This window comes from Parvimonas micra, assembly GCF_037482165.1.
Classification (GTDB): Bacteria; Bacillota; Clostridia; order Tissierellales; family Peptoniphilaceae; genus Parvimonas.
This window is the reverse complement of sequence record NZ_CP148048.1, coordinates 1-17896: the sequence shown is the minus strand read 5'-3', so window position 1 is coordinate 17896 and position 17896 is coordinate 1. Positions and strand designations below refer to the sequence as shown.

Sequence of the window (17896 nt, the reverse complement as noted above, 5' to 3'; positions counted from 1 at the left end):
ATAACTTTATTTTTTAGTCCTTTGCAGGACTTACTATTATTTGTAAACAAATAACAGTATGAGATCTCTCCACTCCGTTACACTCCGGTCGAGATGACGTGTTAAGGAAAATTTCTATTTAAAGTATTGTGACGTGAGTTATTTCATTTTTATATACAACGACTCCGTCAGACCTACTTTTGTTTACAAGTAAAACAAATGTATCGTAGATACATAAAAGTAAAACTTTCTTATTAAATATGACTTTAAGAGATTTTCATAATTATTTTATCCTTTTATTTTTAAGTCCTTTAATAAATATTTACAAAAAGACACAAAAAAGTGGTTACATTGTAACCACTTTTTAAATTATCTTTTTCTATTTATTTTTTCTTTTTTTACCTACAACTACTGTCATTCCCAAAGAGCCAATTGCAACTACAACAAGTCCTAAAACTTTAGAATCAAGATTTGTCTTAACAAGTCCTTTTTTCTTAGAACCCTTTCTACTATTATCTTTAGGTGGATTTGTTGGGTTATTTCCATCTTGTCCAGGTTTTTGATTATTATCATCTCCCGGTTGTCCTGGTTGTCCTGGGTTAGGATTTGGATTTTGAGGATCTTCTGGTTTTTGTGGGTCTTCTGGTTTTTGTGGATCTTGATTAATCTTACCGTAATCAACTGCATAACCTGAGAAGTGAGTTGTTGTAAATGTTACATTTTTATCGTCTTGTTTAATTTTAAATTTTTCTGCATCGAGTTCGCCTTTTTCATTTACATAGTAAACATCTTTTGCAGTCTTTCCTTCAGCCTTTACTATAGAAACATTATATTCTCCCTTAGGTAATTTAATCTTTTGACCATTTTTATCAAGGAAGTAAATGTCGTATAAATCAGCTTCAGAATCTTTTAGTTTTTCAACTGAATTTTTATCCTTAACTTCAGCAACTAAAGTCCAATCTTCTTTTAAATCAAAACTTGAAACTGTAACTTTCTTGTTTTTGTCTGTTAATGTTACTAACTTATTAATATTTACAATTTCTTTAACTTTAGCATTATTAACTGTAATATCAAATGAATCTCTATCAACTTTGTATCCTTCTGGAACTTTTATTGTAACTTTGTATTTACCATTTGGAATATCTCCATAGAATACTTTTTTATTAAATTTACTTTCTTTTAGAGCAATTTTTTCTTTAGTTTCAAGATTTTCAAGAGTTACTTTGATTCCTTCAGGAAGTTTATCTAAACCTTCAAAGGAAATATTTACAATATCATTGATAGTTTCTTGTGTTTTGAAAACTACTCTCTTTGGTTTGTTTTCTTCAACTGTAAATTTAATTGAAGTTGTTTCAAATTTTAGAGAATCATCTTTTGTTTTAATTTCTACAGTATATTCTCCAACAGGTAAAATAGTCATTAAATCTTTAAAGAAATTAAGTCCTGTTAGTTTTCCATTTTTATCTTTTACTGCAGTTTCATATAGTTTAGTATATGTTTTTAAAGTATCTCTATTAATTTCTTTTCCGTCTTTATCTTTGATTACATAAGTAGCGCCTGGTCCCATATAATTATCAGAATAGTCGTTTATTTGTAATCTGATATTAACTTCTCCAAATCCCTTTGGAATCTTTTCTTCTTTTTGTTTTGTTTCAAAAACAACTTCTGCTTCTTTACCTTTTTCAACCTTAACAGTCTTTGATTGTTCTTTCAAAGGTTCATAAACATCAGGAATTTGGTCTATATAGAATTCATGACTTCCTGGAGTAACATTTAGTAATCCATTAACATAGTTAAATGCACTCATAGAATTCCAACCTTGTCCATTAGAGTTAATCCAAACTTTTTCTCTCCAATTAATTTCAATTGGGAACATATTAAGTTTTTCAGAACCTTCTATATGTTTTCCTTCAAAGTCTTGATAATTTGTTACTCTAAATACTGGCTTAATATTTGCTCCTAAATCTTCTGGTTGTTGTTCAGGTGCACCATATTCTGAGCCATCTAAATTAAGTGATGCGATATTTCCTGCATGGTCAAAAGTATGAATATAAATATTCTTATGATCTATTCCTTCAGGAATTTCAAAAGTACCATCATCTTTAGCAGTAATCCATTGAGTTTTTCCATCTTTATCAATATATCTTAAGAATGTTTCTTCAACACCACTTAGATTATCTGTAATTTCTGGTTTATAGATATTTCCTTCAACCTTAGGTTTAGCAATCTTTGGAGCAGTAACGTCAACTTTTACTTCAAATTCTGTTTTTTGTTCAGCAAAAGCAGAACCACCTGTTTCAGAGTTAGCACTTATAACATATTTGTACTTTTCTTCTTGAAGAGCTTTGCCATCAGTTGTTGTTCCAGCCCAATAAGTTTGATTTACATAGTTTGATCTTGAAGCATCTGCACTGTAGTTATCACTATTTTTATATGCATAACCTGAGCCATTTTCATAAACAAGATTTCCCTTTTCATCGTAAACACTAGCTTTTATATATTGCGCATTTCTATAGAACACACCTTTGAATGCAACAAAGTCTTTATTATTATCTCCATTTGGAGAGATTGCCAAGTTTTCTTTTGAAAATTTGAAATTACCAGCATCGAAACCTAAAGGAATTTCTCCCTTGCTTCCAACAAAATTATATTGTGTTCCTTTACCGTCATTCCATTGTTTTCCTCTTGCATAAGGATTATTTTCAGAAGTTACAAGAGATGTAACATCTCCTGTATAAGTATTTCCTTGTAACATATACATTGGAAATTCTTTGTTTAAATCAAATTCATAAATAGGTTTTTCCCAAAGAGGTACATTTGCCCATTTTCCTTTAAATCCACTAAATGCTATATTAACTTCTTTCGTTCCGTCTTTTGCATCTTCAAAGAATACAAAGCCTTCTAAGAAGTAACCGTTTGGCATTTGTTTACTTAATTTTTCTTCAAACTTACTTGCATCAACTGTTATTGTTACATCTACTGAACCCTTTGCAGGTACAGTGATTTCTTTCCCTTGAATTGTTTCAAGAGTTCTTGTCTTTAAAGCAAATTTTTTACCATCATTTTCATCAGTACCTAAAACTGTCTTATATTTTAAAGTTTTTGCTTCATTTCCAATATTTACAACTTTTAATTTGATATCAAATTTACTATCAACATCATTTAACCAAACTTTTGGATTATTATTGCTATCTAATACATAAAGTTCACTTGAAGTAGCTTTTTCAACATTGATAGCACCAGCACCTTGTTTTCTAGGAGAAACATAATTTTCAGTTCCAGCTTCCTTAACAGGATCTGCTGTACTCATCATCATTGCCTTTAGAATATCATATTCTTGTTCTCCCTTAATTTCAGGATGTCTTTGGCTTAAACTTTCTCTTATAAGAGCAACAGCACCTGCTATATGAGGAGTTGCCATTGAAGTACCACTCATTGTTGTATATTTATTATTATTTATTGAAGAATAAATAAGTCCACCTGGAGCAGTTATATCAGGTTTAAAAGTTCCGTCAGATGCCCAACCATAAGATGAGAAATCTGTTAGTTGTCCACCATTAGCATAAGGTATAATGCTTAATTGTTTTGTAAATTTAACTTTTTTATCTAAATTTGCAAGAATTTTCTTACCTGCTGTGTTTCCAACAAATACAGATGGAATCTTTACTTGTGACATTTGTTCTCCAAATGCCATATTGATGATATCATCTCCACCGTCTTCGTGGTTGTATATTATAACACCTTTTGCACCTTTAGAGTGAGCCATAATAATCTTATCTGCAAAAGTAGCTCCACCTCTTTTTACAATAACAAGTTTGTCTTTAACTTCTTTATCTTTATAGTCAGCTTCTGAATTTCCAAGACCTGCATCAACTACATTATAGCTTTGTGAATCTTGACCAGAAGGAATAAAGTTTTGTTCAGGAATAGGATCTCCCTCATCATCATAAGCAGGGAAGAAATCACCTGTCTTTAATCCACCCTTAACTCCTTCAATACTTATAGTTCTTACTCTTTCAACATCAGTATACATAGCTGCAACAGTCAAAGCGTCTTTTGCAACCCCTGGACTTCCAACTGTACCATAGTCAGGATTTGTAACAGGAGGTTTGTCATTGAATGCACCAAAATGGCCGTCATTACCAGCTGCGATAGCTACGATAACTCCCATTTTTCTTGCATAAGCAATAGCTTTTTCCATAGCTTTACCAACAGATGCGATAGATCCGTTAGGAGCACCTAAACTTAAGTTAATACTGTCAGCACCAAGTTTTACAGAGTCTTCAACAGCTTTCGCATAGATATGAGTAAATGTTGATTGTCCTTGGAAAACTCCCATAAAAATAAGTTGTGCTTCAGGAGCAGTACCTATAATTCTTTCTTTTTTAGTTGTTCCATCTTCTTTATTAAATTCAGCTTCATTTTTAGGATTACCTACTGAAATACCGGAAACATGCATACCGTGAGATTCTTCTCTGATTTCTTCTTTTACATTTTTTCCGTTTGTGCTGTAATTATGAGCATAAACAACTTTGTCAGTTCTCCAGCTACCATAACTAATTCCAGCTTCTTTCATCTTATCATCCATAGACGCTTTAGTTGGATATTTTCCTTTTGAAACATCTGTAACTCTTAAGATATCATGATTTATATCAACACCTGTGTCTAATACAGATACAACACGACCTTGACCATTATATTTCTTTCTAAGTTCGTCTGTAACTTTCATTAGATTGTTTGAATCTAAACTTCTTGTTCTTCTCTTAGAATTAAATTCTTTATTAGATTCTTTAACTGTAGGTTTTAAATATTCATTTGAAACTTCAACGGATTCAACAGAATTCATTTTTGAAATTGTTTTAATATTTTTAACCTTAGTTTTTAAGGCAATTCCAGCAAATAATAAGTCATATTCATAATATGCTTCATAACCTATTTCAGCTTTAGCAAGCTCATCTTTAAAAGCTTTGATTAATGCTTTACTTTTAGCTTCTCTTGCTTTCTTTCCTTCTGCTGTCTTTAAGCTCTCAAAATCTACTTTAGAATCCTCTTTTAAAACTACAATATAAGTTTTTTCTTCGTTTTCGTCGCCTTTAAACTTATTTTCAGTTTTTGTAATTTTTGGAGCTGTATTAACTTTTTCATTAGCAAAAAGAGTGCTTGTGCTTCCTAATAATAATGAAAACGTTAATAGCAGAGTCAAAAATCTTTTCTTCATAGAAAAATCCTCCTTAAACGTAAAAATAAATAAATTTCTTGAGTATAAAATATACTACTTTATCAGTATAACATATTTATTTAGTTTTGTATATACTATTTAAAGTAATATTTCCGAAGACGTGATAAAATTTAAAAAATATTTCTAAAAACACAATAAAAAAGGAGCATTTTTTTAAAATTTATTATCCAACCTTATTTACTTAATCATTATTCCTTACTAAAAAATATAAAAGTCTTAATATATGAATACATCGGACATAAATCTTCAATGTAAAAAAGCCCTTAAATATTGTATATTTTAAGGGATAAATCAATATTTAAGGGCAATTTTATTAACTTTTAACGTCTAAATATTAAGCGAAGGTACTTTCCTTATACGTCATCTTGAGCGAAACGTAGCATAGCGAAGTGTAGTCGAAAGATCTCATACTTTTGCGTTAGCAAAAGTAAATGTATCGCAGATACATAAAATCATTTATTAGGATTTCTTTCAGAAATACTATTGCTTGTGAACAAGCAATAGTTGAGATTTCTCCATTTCGCTAACGTTACAGTCGAAATGACGTGTTGGGGACTTTTGTCAGCAAAGTATTATGACGTAAAATATTTTATTCTATTCTTTTTTAATATGATGCTTATTTACTTTTAACGTCTAGCTGTCAAACGAAGATTTTTTCCTTATGCGTCATCTTGAGCGAAGTGTAACGTAGTCAATCTATCCCTAACTTTGTTTACTTGTAAACAAAAGTAGGTCTGACGCAAAGATTGTTCAAATCTTTGATTTGAGTACAATCGACTGTGAAAATCTTATACTTTTGCTTTAGCAAAAGTAAATGTATCGTAAATACATAAAATTATTTAAATTACATATTTATCCAAATAAAAAATCAACGAATTTTCGTTGATTTTTTCACTATTTTAAATATTATTCTCCTTATAAATCCAATAAATATACAGTCTCTGGACTTACGACACCATTTTCAGTATGAATTCTCCAATCACTCACATAATCTATAGAATAAGTCCCTTCATCACCTTCATGTAAATTAGGAATGTTATAAGGCTCTTGAGTCAATCTTGCCTTAAAACTATCTCCTTCCATAGAAAGAGCCTCAAACCAAATATGTTCACGATTTTCACTATCCAAATTACCATCTTCATCAATTGTTTCAAGACCTAATTTAATAATAATCCCAATATCTTTACCATCTTGTTTTTCCTTAAGCATTCTTTCAACATAAGAAAATCTTTCTCTCGCCAAAGAACTCATTCTTGCAGTTTCTTCAGAACTTATATAATACAGAGGATTATTCTCCAGTTTTTTTGTGAACTCTGTAGGCTTTCTTAAATAATTTTTATTAAACTCTTCTTCACTCCCATAAAGGAAAAGTATATTTGTTTTAGAATTATGTGATTCTTTTCTATCTTCAATACCTCCAAGAATATCCTTATGATAATATTTCAAGACATTTATCCATTTTTTAGATGTAGCAACTATTGGTTCTCCATCGTAAAAAACTCCCATATTTATAGTTTCTTCACCAATTTCATTTCCATCATCCTCTTCAACAGGATTATTTTCATCTAACAATCTACAAGCATAACTTGAAATTAAGTCATAATGTGTTCCGGAGTCGTCCTTATTTGAACCTAAAATTTCAATTTCATGCAAATTACATCTACATAATCCATGTGTATGTAGCCAAACTTCATTTTCATCATAAACAGCTTGAACAGTATATAAACTTGTAGGAGCAGGAAGTACATTAGAATTTGCTACTAATTCAACCCATTTTTTATTTAACATTCTCTCAGCACTTTCATCACAAAGAGCCACCATTTCAGGAATCATAGCATATACAAGTTTTAGCTGTAAATGATAACACTTTTTAGGATTGCCTTCAAACTTCATATAAACATTTAAGGCATTCTTTACTTTTAAAATCTCTTCTTTTTCCTCTTCCGTAAAATATTGTAATTGCCATTGATACATTTCTTCTGTATAAAAATCTCCAAGATAAAATCCTACATCATATTCTACTCCATCGTATGATATAACAAGTTTTCCTGGTAAATCCTCACTTGGCATAATTTTTTCTTTAATTTCAACACCATCTATAGCTTTAATATTAGCAAAAGTATCTTCTGTAATTGTGTAATTTTCAGGTACTAAAGCCAACATATATGAAAATTCTTCCCAATAAGTAAGAGGTGCTTCTTTAATCAAAGTAGGAGAATACTCGTCATTAGAATGCTCTTCTTTCTTTTCTTTTGAATCATTAAATAATCCGTTAATAACTTTTTTTAAAAAACTCATTATTTTTCTCCTTTGTAATTAATTAAAAACTTATAAGAAGTATATCACAATAATTGAGTAGATTCAATGTTTTTTCGTACTAAAGATATTGTAATTTTATAAAATTATTTTTCGTTTTCGTTAGCTTATTTACTTTTAACGTCTAGCTATTAAACGAAGGTACTTTCCTTATACGTCATCTCGAGCGTAGTCGAGAGATCTCATACTTTTGCATCAGCAAAAGTAAATGTATCGAAGATACATAAAATAATTTATTAGGATTTCTTTCAGAAATACTATTGCTTGTTTACAAGCAATAGTTGAGATCTCTCCACTCCGTTTCACTCCGGTCGAGATGACGTGTTGGAGGCTTTCCTTTGCTAACTTATATGACGTGAAATATTTATTTTAAATCAACAATCTTTCCTAAACAAATTTCCTAAAAACAAAAAAATCAACGGCTTTCCGTTGATTTTTCTCCTAAATTTACATATTTAATTCTTCTCTAAATTTTGCAAGGGCTTTTTTTTCGAGACGACTTACTGTCATCTGTGAAATGTTGAGCTCTTTTGCAAGGGCAACTTGTGTTTTTTGTTCAAAATATCTTCCAAGTATTATTTGTTTTTCAACTTCAGTTAGTTTTTCTAAAGTTTTTTTAATAAAATCTTGATTGTCAACAAAGTCAAATTCTTTGTCTTCTTCTCCAACAATATCAATTAAGTTTGTGTCTTTGTCTTCACTATCTGAATTTTCAAAACTTTGATCTAATGATTGAGGTGTATAAACTTTACTAGCTTCCATAATTTCCAACACTTCTTCTTCAGAAAGTTCTACATAGTCGGCAATATCTTTAATTGTTGGAGTTCTTCCAAGCTCTTGTGTTAAATGATATTTTGCATTATTAACTTTTTTAGAGTTCTCTTGTATTCTTCTTGGAACCCGAATTACCCAACCTTTATCTCTGAAATATCTCTTTATTTCTCCAACGATAGTCGGCATAGCGAAACTTGAAAATTCAAAGCCTTTTGAGATGTCATATCTATCTATGGCATAGATTAAGCCAAGACTTGCAACTTGGAATAGGTCATCATAATCAATTCCACGATTTACATATTTTTTAGCTAAGATTTCAGCCATATATAGATTTTTTTCTATTAGTTTGTCTCTAAGTTCTGGTGTGGGATTTTCAAAATACTCTTTAAATAGAGCTTTTATTTGTTCTGAGTCCGGTTTGTTATATACCTTTTTCATTTTTTTATCCTTTATTTTTAACTAAAAGTACACTATTTTCTCTGAATTCTACTTTATCAACTAAATTTTCCAAAATTAGTAAAGCGAATTTATTTTCTTCTTTTTCTTGAATTCCTAAAAGGGAAATGTCAGGCATTACTTCAATTTCAATTTTATCATCAAAGACATCCATACTGATTTCAAAAAATTCACTTTCATCTACAAATAAATTTACAACTTCAGAAATTGAAACTTTTAAATCTTCAATATTTTCAATATCCATAGAGATTGTATTAGCTATGGAAGAGATTGAAAGTCTTAAAGTTGAAATGTATTTTTTTTCTGAAGGAAATTTTACAAATATTTTATCCATAATTACCCCTCGATTTCAAAAACTTTATCTAAGTCAGTTATAAGGAAGATTTTTTTGATATGTGGTTTTAAGCCTGTAATAACAAGTTTCTCTCCCTTTTCTTTTATATGTTTGTAGATACTTATAAAAGCACCGAGTCCTGTTGAATCAATATACGAAAGATTTTCACAATTCACTGTTATTTTTTTTACTCCTTGAACGGAATTAACTTTTTCTTTAAATTCTTTATTGGAATTTATATCCAAATCACCTTGTAAGTCTACAAAAAGTTTTTCACCATCTTGTCTTAAATCAACTTTTAATTCCATAGCATCTCCTTATTCAACATCATTTACATATTTTGCAACTGCAACGATTTTATCTTCGTCTTTATTTACATCTTTTATTATAACACCTTGTGTATCTCTACCTTTTACTGGTATGTCTTTAACAAGAAGTCTAATAATTCCTCCACTTTGTGAAAGTACGATGACTTCATCATTTGGATTTACCATTTTAGATGAAACTACAAAACCAGTTTTTTCAGTTACTTTATAAGTTTTAACACCTTTTCCGCCTCTGTTTTGCACTTTGTAGTTTGAAGCTAAAGTTCTCTTTCCATAGCCATATTCAGAGAATACAAGTAGGTGTTTTCCTTCAGAGTCAAGATTCATTGAAACAACTTCGTCATCTTTATCAAGTTTAATTCCTCTTACACCCTGTCCTGTTCTTCCAATTTCTCTAAGATCTGAAAGTGCAAATTTAATAGCAAGACCTTTTTTTGTAACTAGAATTGCTGAGTCCTCAACTGGTGAAACTCTAACTTGGATTAGTTCGTCATCGTCAACTAAATTAATTGCTTTCATTCCAACTTTTCTAATTGATTTGAAAAGTTCAACAGATGTTCTCTTGATTGTACCTTTCTTTGTAGCCATAATCAAGTATTCATCAGCTTCTGCATCTTTTACTGGAATTACTGCATTTACTTTTTCTCCGTGCATTAATTCTAAAAGATTTATAATATTTTGACCTTTTGCTTGTCTTTTTCCTTCAGGAATTTCATAAGCCTTTAGTTTATATACTCTTCCCTTATTCGTAAAGAATAAAATCAAGCTATGAGTTGAAGTTACGAAAAGACTGTCAACATAGTCATCTTCTTTTGTAGTAAGGGCAACAACACCTTTTCCACCTCTGTTTTGTACTTTGTAAGTATCGGAAGGAATTCTCTTGATGTAACCTTGTTTTGTAAGAGTTATTACAACATCTTCTTCTTTGATTAACTCTTCAATTTCAATTTCATCAAAATTAGGTTTGATTTCAGTTCTTCTGTCATCGCCAAATTTTTCTTTAATTTCTATTAATTCTTCTTTAATTATATTTAAGATTAATCTTTCATTTCCTAAAATTTCTTTAAGTCTTGCAATTTCTTTAATCAAAGAATTATATTCATCTTGTAATTTTTCTCTTTCAAGACCTTGAAGTCTTCTTAAACGCATTTCAAGGATGCTTTCAGCTTGAATTTTAGTAAAACCGAAACGTTCCATAAGTTTTTCTTGCGCGTCTGAGTAAGAAGCTCTAATTATCTTAATTATTTCGTCGATATGATCAATCGCTTTTAAAAGTCCTTCAACAATATGAGCTCTGTCTTCAGCTTTTTTAAGTTCAAATCTACAACGTCTTGTGATTACATCTCTTTGATGTTCAACATAATGTCCGATTAATTCCTTTAAATTTAAAACTTTAGGTTCACCATTTACAAGTGCAAGATTTATTACCCCGAAAGTAGTTTGCATTTGTGTATGTTTATAAAGATTATTTAAAATAATATTCGGATTAGCATCTCTCTTTAATTCGATTACAATTCTAATCCCTTTCATATTACTTTCATCTCTAAGATCTGAAATTCCTTCAATTCTCTTATCCTTGATAAGTTCAACAATCTTCATAATCAAATTAGTTTTATTAACTTGATATGGAATTTCTGTAACTATAATTCTAGTTTTATTATTATGTTCTTCAATATTTGCAACAGCTCTTACAGTAATTTTTCCACGTCCTGTATGATAAGCTTGTTTGATTCCTTCAAGTCCCATAATATATGCACCTGTTGGAAAATCAGGACCTTTTACAAATTTCATAAGTTCTTCAACGGAAATGTCGAAATTGTCGATATATTCGCAAGTTGCATCAATTACTTCATTTAAATTATGTGGTGGCATATTTGTAGCCATACCAACGGCTATACCCGCTGCTCCATTTACCAAAAGATTTGGAAATTTACTTGGCAAAACAACCGGTTCTTTTTCGTTTTCGTCATAGTTTGGTGCGAAGTCAACTGTATCTTTATTTATATCTCTTAACATTTCAAGAGCAAGTTTTTGCATTCTAACTTCTGTATAACGAGGAGCGGCAGCACCGTCTCCGTCAATAGTACCAAAGTTACCTTGACCGTCAACAAGAGGATAACGCAAGTTAAAATCTTGCGCAAGTCTAACTGTTGCATCATAAATTGCAGAGTCACCATGAGGGTGATATTTACCCATTACTTCCCCAACAAGTCTTGAAGATTTTTTATAAGGCTTGTCTGGTAAAAGTCCAAGACCTTGCATTGCATAAATAATTCTTCTATGAACAGGCTTTAAACCATCTCTAACATCAGGCAAAGCTCTTGCAACAATAACACTCATGGCATATTCAAGGTATGACTTTTTCATTTCCTTTTCGATATCTACATCGACTATATTCATTTTATTTTCTATATCAGCCATCTATTCCTCCTATGCGTCAATATTTTCAACATATTTCGCATTTTGTTCTATAAATTCACGTCTTGGTTCAACCTTATCTCCCATAAGAGTTGAGAAAGTTTCATCTATTGACACAAGTTCTTCATCATCAATATTTACTTGTAGGAAAAGTCTGTTTTCAGGATTCATAGTTGTTTCCCAAAGTTGTGCAGGATTCATTTCCCCAAGACCTTTATATCTTTGAATTCTATGTGAATCACGACCAAGTTCATCTAAACTTGCTTGTAATTCTTCATCAGTCCAACAATATTTTACAACCTTAACACCTTTAATAATTCCATAAAGTGGTGGTTGTGCAATATATACATGACCTTGTTCGATTAATTCTTTCATATAACGATAGAAAAATGTTAAAATCAAAGTTCTAATATGTGCACCGTCAACGTCGGCATCTGTCATTATAACTATTTTTCCATATCTTAAATTATCTAAGTTAAAATCTTTTCCGATTCCTGTTCCAAAAGCAGTAATCATTGACTTAATTTCTTCATAACCTAAAATCTTGTCAATTCTTGCCTTTTCAACATTCATAATCTTACCTTTAAGTGGTAAAACTGCTTGGAATTTACTATCTCTACCTTGTTTTGCAGAGCCACCCGCAGAGTCACCTTCGACAAGATAAATTTCATTTACAGAAATATCACTTTCTTGGCAGTCGGATAATTTACCAGGTAAAGTAGTATTGTCAAGAATGGATTTTTTACGAGTTAAATCTCTTGCCTTTCTTGCAGCTTCTCTCGCTCTTGCACTACTTTGAGCCTTTTCTATAATAATTTTACCAACTTTTGGATTTTCTTCTAGGAAAGTCATTAAATTATCATATAAGAAAGCTTCAACAATACCACGACTTTCACTATTTCCAAGTTTTGCCTTAGTTTGTCCTTCAAATTGTGGATTAGGAAGTTTTATTGAAACAATTCCAGTAAGACCTTCTCTTGTATCGTCACCTTGAAGATTTGCATCCTTATCCTTAATTAAATTGTATTTTCTTCCATAGTCATTTAAAGTACGAGTAAGAGCAGTCTTAAATCCTACTAAATGGCTTCCACCTTCAGGTGTATGGATATTATTTGCAAAAGTTAAGACATTTTCAGAATATCCGTCTGTATATTGCATAGAAATTTCAACTTGTGAATCTCCTCTTTGTCCTTGAAAATAAATAACTTCGCTATGAAGACTATTTTTATTTCTATTCATATACTCAACAAAAGATTTTATTCCACCTTCATAATGAAAAGTTTCTGTAAAATCTTCTCTTTCATCTGTAAAAATAATTTTAACACCTTTATTTAAAAATGCCATTTCTCTAAATCTGTTTCTTAAAATTTCTTTTTCATAGATAATTGTATCAAAAATTTCAGAATCAGGTTTAAAAGTTATTATTGTTCCAGTTTCATTTGAAGTACCTACCACTTCAAGCTTTGAAGTCGCATTTCCCCTTGAAAATTGTTGTTCATAAAGTTTTCCATCTCTTTTTACATTTGCAATAAGCCATTCTGAAAGAGCATTTACAACAGAAACCCCAACTCCATGAAGTCCCCCTGAAACTTGGTAAGCATTGTTATTGAACTTACCTCCGGCATGTAGAATTGTCAAAACTGTTTCAAGTGTTGATTTTCCTGTTTGTGGATGCACTTCTACTGGAATACCACTACCATTATCTTCAACTCTTACAGAATTATCTTCAAAGATTGTAACTGTAATTGTATCACAAACTCCTGCCAAAGCTTCGTCAATACTATTGTCAACAACTTCATAAACTAGATGGTGAAGTCCCTTTACTCCTGTCGAACCTATATACATACCAGGTCTAAGTCTAACTGGTTCAAGACCTGTTAAAACCTTAATGTCTTTCGCCCCGTAATTTCTAATTTTTTCTTTACTCATATTTTTCCTTTCTCACTTTTTCCATTTCTATAACATTAATATTCTTAAAATTATTTACAAAAGATTTATCTGTAGTCGTTATAAAGACTTGATTATCCGTTAAATATTCCAAAATTTCATATCTTCTATCTTCGTCCAATTCACTAAATAGATCGTCGAGTAAAATTATTGGCTTTACTCTCTTATACTCTTCAAAAATATTCTTTTGACACATCTTAACTGTAATTATAATATTTCTCTTTTGACCTTGTGAAGAAAAACTCTTTGCATCTTTACCATTTAAGATAAATTTAAAATTTTCCTTGTGAATACCAAAGTTTGTAGTCTTGTTTTCACTATCCAATTTATAGGACTTAGAAAAATTTTCTAAAATTTCCTTTAGACATTCATTTTCTGATTTTTTATAATCTGATAAAATTGACTCATACTCTATAGAAAGAGTTTCTCCTGATAATTGTTGATGAATTGAATTTATTTCCATATTTATCAAATCAATCAGCTTTTTTCTCTCCATACTTATTTCATAGCACAAAAGAGCAAGTTTTTTTGTAAGAGCATTCATCTCCTGCTTATAAAAACTGGATAAATTCATTCCCTTTAAGAGTAAATTTCTTCTGAAAATAACATTTCTATATAAATTTAATTTTTGTTTATAGCCCTTTGTCATCTTCATAATAAAGCTATCAAAAAAATTCCTTCTAAAATTTGGACTTTCTGTGATGATTTTAAGTTCATCAGGGAAAAATCCAATAACATTTGAAAAGTCGTAAAGTTCATTTATACTCTTAAGTTTAATATCATCAATTTTAAAAACTTTTTTCTTATCGTCAGTATATAAAAAAGAAATTTTATTTTCAAATCCCTTTTCATTTACGAAAGTATCAACTTTCGTAAAATTCTCTCCAAAACTTATAAAATCTTCTTGTTTTGCCTGCCTAAAACTTGACGCAACAAGAGAAATATAAATCGCCTCCAAAACATTCGTCTTTCCGATTCCATTTTTTCCGACAAAAACATTTATATTCTCTTTAAACTCAAAAGAAATATCTTTTAAATTTCTAAAGTTGGTCAAATGTATTTTTTCAACTATCAACTCTACCTCTTTTTAACAATCAAATTTACTTCTTCGTCTGACAATATCTTAACAGTCATTCCGTCATAAATTTTTCTACCACGTCTTGTTTCAACTTCTCCATCAACTAAAACTAATCCTTCAGAAATAAAGAATTTAGCATCAGCTCCAGTTTGAACAACAGCTGCATATTTCAACAACGAATCCAATTTTATAAATTCGGTATCAATAATAATTTCTTCCATTTTAAACTCCTAGTATTGAGAATCTTGCAACAAAACAGGTAAAACTAAATAAGTATAATCTATATTTTCATCTTCAGGTCTTATGATACAAGCTCCTGCTCTACCATTAAATGTAATTTCAACAAAATCCTGCTCAATCGTCTTTAATCCCTCTAAAACATATTTTGAATTAAAGGCTATTTTTAAATTATCTCCCTCTTTTTTGATGTCGATAATATCTTTTAAATCTCCAATTTCAGATGATCCCTCAACTAAAATACTATTATCATCTATTGTAAAAGTAACTAAATCGCCCTTTTCTGCCTTATAGATAATATTTGCTCTTTCAATTGCATTTATTAAATCACGTCTTGAAACAATAACTTTTGTCTTATGTTCATAAGAGAATAGTGCCTTGTAGTTCAAATACTCTCCGTCAATTACTCTTGTTGAAAAGATTGTATTTTCAAAAGTGAAAATCGCACTTCCTCTTACCAGTGAAACTCCAACAACAGAGCCCTCAGGAACAATCTTTGAAATTTCGTTTAAAGCTCTTGGTGGAATTATAACTTTTTTCTCAATATCTTCTTCTATCTTAAAACTTCTCTTTGCAATTCTATGTCCATCAAGTGCAACAAAATCAACATTTTTATTTTCTATTTCAACATCAACACCATTTAAAACTATTCTATAATCATCAATAGCTGTTGCAAAAATAGTTTGTTTAGTTGCAACTTTAAGCAAATTTTCTTGAACATAAAAGTCCACTTTGTTTTCAAAAGTTGGAAATTCAGGATATGAATAAATATCCATTGCAATTATATTGAATTTCGCATTTTCACTTTGAATAAAGACTTTTTCTCTATCAACCTTTATATATACTTCATCATTAGGTAATTTTCTCACTATATTAGAAATCATTGAAGCATTAAGTAAAACTTCTCCTTCTTTTTCAACTTTACATTCAGTTGAAGTTTCAATTGCAAGTTCCAAATCAGTTGACTTTAAAGTTAATCTATTATCCTTTGCAATAAATAAAATTCCTTCTAGTATTGAAGTGTTATTTTTTAAACTTATAGCTCTTAAAGATATATTTATCAAACCCAAAAGTTCATTTTGCATTATCTTTATTTCCATAATTTTCTCCTTTTTTTCACATATAAAAAATATATAATTTAGTAGTAATAGTAGTAGGGGCTGTGGATATCTTAAACAACCCTTTTAAACATTGAAATATCAATATTTATTTACTGTATAACTACTGTATAAATCACAAAATAATTATAGACTTATAAACATATTAACAACTAAAAAAATCTTACAAAGTTATCAACAACTTATCAACATACTTATAAACAGTATAAGTCGAATAACTAAAAATTTCTTTAAAAATAATATTACTTTTTTGTAATATTAATCTTCTAACATTTTCTTTATGTTTTCTATATCTTTTCTTACAGATTCAGTAGTCTTTATCTTTTCATCAATTTTCTTAACCCCATGCATTATGGTAGTATGATCTTTCTCAAAGGCTGAACCTATATTTCCTAAAGCACAGTCTAACATATTTCTACAAAGATACATCGCAACCTGTCTTGGATAAGCAATTGAGTTAGCCCTATTTTTAGAGCTTAAATCGGAAACTTCTATTTTAAAATATTCACTTACAGTTTCCTTTATCAAATCAATATCCAATTCTCTCCTATTTAGTTCATTAAGTTTTTGGGATAAAATTCCCTTTACATAATCAACAGTCATTGGAGCATCTTGTTTCAATTTATAATGAGCCAAAACATTAATTAAAGCCCCTTCGAGCTCTCTTATGTTCGTCTTTATATTCATTGCAATAAATTCTAAAACTTCATTTGAAAGAGCTATAGGCTCATACTTTACCTTATCTTGTAAAATAGCCATTCTCGTCTCAAAATCAGGTGGTTGAATATCAACAGTTAGACCCATATTAAATCTACTCTTAAGTCTGTCCTCCAGATTTTTAATCTCCTTTGGTGGTCTATCTGATGAAATTATAATTTGCTTATTTCTACTGTATAATTCATTAAAAGTATGGAAAAATTCCTCTTGTGTTGCAGTCTTTCCTGCAATAAATTGAATATCATCTATAAGCAAAACATCGACATTTCTATATTTCTTTCTAAATTCAGATTCTGAATTTTGATTTTTATCCCTAATTGAGTCAATCAAGTCAATTGTAAATTTCTCACTACTCAAATATAAGACCTTACAATCAAAATTTTTGTGAATTTCATAACCAATAGCTTTCATAAGGTGAGTTTTTCCAAGTCCTGAATTTCCATAAATGAAAAGAGGATTGTAAGTACCAGCAGGATTTTTGGCAACTGCCTCAGCTGCAGCCATAGCAAATTCATTATTTTTACCCTTTACGAAATTATCAAAAGTAAATCTCTCTGAAAAAGCTGAAGAATTATTTGAAGAAGAAATTTTCTTTAATTTTCCCTTTTTTGAGCCTTTTTCAGAAGATTTTGAAAAGAAAGAAGTTTGACCTCCTAAATTTTTAATCGCTTCTAGATAGATTTCATCAGTAGCGACAACAGGTAAAAGCTCAGTTTTTTCTTTTGTTAAAGGAAAAAGTTGATTATTTATTGCATCTTCAATATAATCTTTAAAATTTCCATTAATAAAAGTTTTAATATAATTAGACTGACAAAGCACCATTAACTTATGATTCTCATAACAAATTGGCTTTAAAACTTCAATCCAAGTCGCAAATCGACTTTCTCCGAGTTTATCTTTTAACTCATTGCAAACTTCAAGCCATAAGCTATCAACCACTATTTCATTCTCAAACAT

At 30.0% G+C, this 17896-nt stretch carries 11 protein-coding genes; all 11 read right to left on the bottom strand.

The window, feature by feature from the left end; all coding sequences use genetic code 11:
- Positions 1–358 precede the first annotated feature (358 nt).
- Complete coding sequence (locus WFJ11_RS00055; RefSeq protein WP_338817390.1) at positions 359–5197, bottom strand: S8 family serine peptidase; 4839 nt, start codon at positions 5195–5197, stop codon at positions 359–361.
- 936 nt (positions 5198–6133) lie between these two features.
- The gene (locus WFJ11_RS00050; RefSeq protein ID WP_338817389.1) at positions 6134–7516 is read right to left on the bottom strand and encodes a DUF4026 domain-containing protein; all 1383 of its coding nucleotides are present in this window, start codon (positions 7514–7516) and stop codon (positions 6134–6136) included.
- A 465-nt stretch (positions 7517–7981) separates the two neighbouring features.
- Positions 7982–8746 carry a SigB/SigF/SigG family RNA polymerase sigma factor gene (locus WFJ11_RS00045; protein ID WP_248111278.1) on the bottom strand — a complete coding sequence of 255 codons (765 nt, stop codon included), beginning with the start codon at positions 8744–8746 and terminating at the stop codon, positions 7982–7984.
- Between the two features lie 4 nt (positions 8747–8750).
- Positions 8751–9098, bottom strand: a complete 348-nt coding sequence (locus WFJ11_RS00040; RefSeq protein ID WP_041953162.1) for an ATP-binding protein — start codon at positions 9096–9098, stop codon at positions 8751–8753.
- 2 nt (positions 9099–9100) lie between these two features.
- Positions 9101–9406, bottom strand: a complete 306-nt coding sequence (locus WFJ11_RS00035; RefSeq protein WP_009354501.1) for an STAS domain-containing protein — start codon at positions 9404–9406, stop codon at positions 9101–9103.
- Positions 9407–9415: 9 nt separating this feature from the next.
- Positions 9416–11845 (bottom strand): DNA gyrase subunit A, encoded by a 2430-nt coding sequence (gene gyrA, locus WFJ11_RS00030; protein ID WP_338817388.1) that lies wholly within the window; start codon positions 11843–11845, stop codon positions 9416–9418.
- Between the two features lie 9 nt (positions 11846–11854).
- A complete protein-coding gene (gene gyrB / locus WFJ11_RS00025) occupies positions 11855–13771 on the bottom strand; it encodes a DNA topoisomerase (ATP-hydrolyzing) subunit B (RefSeq protein WP_338817387.1) in 1917 nt (638 codons plus the stop codon).
- Positions 13764–14864, bottom strand: a complete 1101-nt coding sequence (recF, locus tag WFJ11_RS00020; protein WP_278478296.1) for a DNA replication/repair protein RecF — start codon at positions 14862–14864, stop codon at positions 13764–13766. The genes gyrB and recF overlap by 8 nt, the downstream gene beginning before the upstream one ends.
- A 2-nt stretch (positions 14865–14866) precedes the next feature.
- Positions 14867–15088: a S4 domain-containing protein YaaA gene (gene yaaA, locus WFJ11_RS00015; protein WP_338817386.1), complete on the bottom strand. Its 222-nt coding sequence runs from the start codon at positions 15086–15088 to the stop codon at positions 14867–14869.
- Between the two features lie 9 nt (positions 15089–15097).
- Entirely contained in the window at positions 15098–16204 is a 1107-nt protein-coding gene (gene dnaN, locus WFJ11_RS00010; RefSeq protein WP_323988762.1) for a DNA polymerase III subunit beta, read from the bottom strand.
- A 276-nt stretch (positions 16205–16480) separates the two neighbouring features.
- Positions 16481–17896, bottom strand: coding sequence for a chromosomal replication initiator protein DnaA (dnaA, locus tag WFJ11_RS00005; protein ID WP_009354385.1), 1416 nt, complete (start codon positions 17894–17896; stop codon positions 16481–16483).